Here is a 2,298-nt window from a genome sequence, read left to right as displayed (position 1 = left end):
TCCCTCATATTTCTATCAAGGACTCCCTTTACATTTTCCCAAATTATCCATTTAGGTTTATCTTTCATTTCTTTAATTATTCTAATTGTTTCAAATAGTAAGCTTGATCTAGTTCCTGAGTTTTTACTCCTCCATGCTTTTCCATAGCGCTTATGAGTCTCAGGGTTTCTTTTGTATTTTTCATAAGCTTTGTTGTATTCTTTCTCATGTTCCTTACAGAATCTTCCATCAACTAGTTTTGGACAACCTGGATAAGAACATGGTCTCTTAGGTTTTCTTGGCACTTTATCACTCCATACAAAAAGCCCTGAAGATTTAATCTCCAAGGCTCATTTTATTATTCTTTTGCTATTTTAACTATATTACATTTCTCTACTCTTATTCTATCAACTTTACTATTTGTTTTTCTTAAAGAAATAAAATGCTGTAGATACTAGCAAGACTGAATACAAACTCTTATATAACAAGCTATCTTCTACCGATATCAAATTAGATAAAACATAAAAAACTAAAAAAAGATAAATTTTTCTTAATATTTCTTCACGTTTCATACTATAGCAATATAAAAATTATAGCTCTAGAAGCCATATTGGCAATACTTCTAGGCATTATTTTTGCTAGTTGATTTGCTAATGCATCAGTTATTGTGCCTTCAACATTAGCCACAATATTTAGTACAGCCGAAACCTTAGAATAAGTAACCTTTTCAACAATAATTTTCCCAGCCTTCTCAGGAAGTTTTTTTGCAGCTGCTTTAATTGCTTTATCAAAAGATCTGCTTCCAATTTTATACAGAGCTTTCTTCATAGATTTTGCTGCAACTTTAGCAGACTTTGATTTTAATCCTCTATCTTTTGTCAGAATAATGCCATCTTCATTTAAAGACTTGTTAAATTCATTTATAAATTCTATATACTCATCATTAGTAATATCTAAATTTTCTACTTCTTCAATCACATAGCTAAAATTATCTTCTTCCTTAGCATAAGCAATCGGTGTTATAGATTGTAAAGCGAATACAGTCGCTAGTGATAATGATATGATTTTTTTGTTCATTTTATATCCCTCCTATATAAACTTTATCAGTATTAGAACTTCATGTCAATTGCTTTTAGTGCATTCCTATGGATATTAAAGCAGTACTGAATTGAGTAATCCATATCTACTGCAATCTTTTCCCAAGATTCAAAACAAAGATATCTTTTTTCAAGCACTGTTTGTTCCTCTTTGTCTTTTAATGCAAAATTGAATTAGCTATTTCCCTCTTCAAGTCCACCAACTTATCTATATCCCTATTGATTTCTTCTTGAAGATCTATAATCTTCACTATTGTTTCTTCAAGTCTTGATGTTCCTCTACTAGGACTCTTTGGCATATCTGATAAGGTTGATGTGGCTTTTGTAGCTAGTGTATTAAGACTTTCTACTTGCTCAAGCTTAGAATTAATTCTCTTGTCCAAATAAAATGCTTGTTTTAAATATTCTTTTGCATTCATTTCTTACCTCCATAAATAAAAAAAGAGCGAAAGATTTAACACAAGCCTTATCTATTTCTACATAATCAACTACTTCATAAAATATCTTTAAATTAATAAAAGCCTTTCTAATAGCACCTATGCCACCGAAAAGCTCTAATATTTTTACCTTATTCATTTAGATTATTCTTGTACCTATATACAAGCTCCCTTATACTATCTTCAATCTCTCTTAAAAAGTCTTCTTTATCTACTTCACCAAAGCTAATCTTTGCAAGTTTCATTTCCCATTCAGATGTTGTTTCTGCCGACTTAAACTTATCCTCTACAATTGATACAAGCCTATTGCCTTTTTCTGTTACAAGTAGATTTTTCTTATCTCTTCTTATAAGATCCTTATGGATAAGATTTTCGATAATTCCTGCTCTTGTGGCTGGTGTTCCTAAGCCTTTTCTGGGTCTGCCCCAGTCCAATTCGTCCAACGAAGAATGAGTTGATGACGAATTGAGACGAGGGTATTCTACTTCTATAGCTTTATCCAAGGATTCTACTCCTGCATTCTCCATAGCCTTTAAAAGTGTATCTTCATTATAATGGCTTGGAGCTTTGGTAAATTTCTCCGATATGTTTTTAGAAGTTAGCCTAATTTTATCTCCAGTCTTTACATCTGGTAATTCATTTTATTGTCTTTCCTTTCGATAAGGCTTTAAATACTTGGTATAACCTTCATCGATTATAGTCTTGCCACTTGCATTAAAGTTAAACTTGTCATATTCATATCTGATTTTTCTACTTGATTCCTTTAAGTTATCCGAACATGAAGC

Annotated in this window: 1 protein-coding gene and 4 pseudogenes; all 5 read right to left on the bottom strand. The window is 31.4% G+C overall.

The annotated features are described in order from the left end of the window. Window positions 1–125 (bottom strand): annotated as a pseudogene (locus MRZ08_RS08075) (DNA cytosine methyltransferase); the annotation flags it as partial. Window positions 126–552: 427 nt separating this feature from the next. Next, window positions 553–1,056 (bottom strand): hypothetical protein, encoded by a 504-nt coding sequence (locus MRZ08_RS01365; RefSeq protein WP_297378425.1) that lies wholly within the window; start codon window positions 1,054–1,056, stop codon window positions 553–555. Between the two features lie 32 nt (window positions 1,057–1,088). Then, window positions 1,089–1,495: pseudogene (locus tag MRZ08_RS08070) on the bottom strand (DUF1492 domain-containing protein). Between the two features lie 19 nt (window positions 1,496–1,514). Continuing rightward, window positions 1,515–1,652, bottom strand: a pseudogene (locus MRZ08_RS01355) (DNA (cytosine-5-)-methyltransferase); the annotation flags it as partial. After that, window positions 1,645–2,298 (bottom strand): annotated as a pseudogene (locus tag MRZ08_RS01350) (DNA topoisomerase); the annotation flags it as partial. The pseudogenes MRZ08_RS01355 and MRZ08_RS01350, both read right to left, overlap by 8 nt.

Source organism: Anaerococcus sp., assembly GCF_022770135.1.
GTDB lineage: Bacteria > Bacillota > Clostridia > Tissierellales > Peptoniphilaceae > Anaerococcus.
The sequence above is the reverse complement of the archived record's forward strand: the minus strand, read 5'-3'. Positions and strand labels throughout refer to the sequence as shown.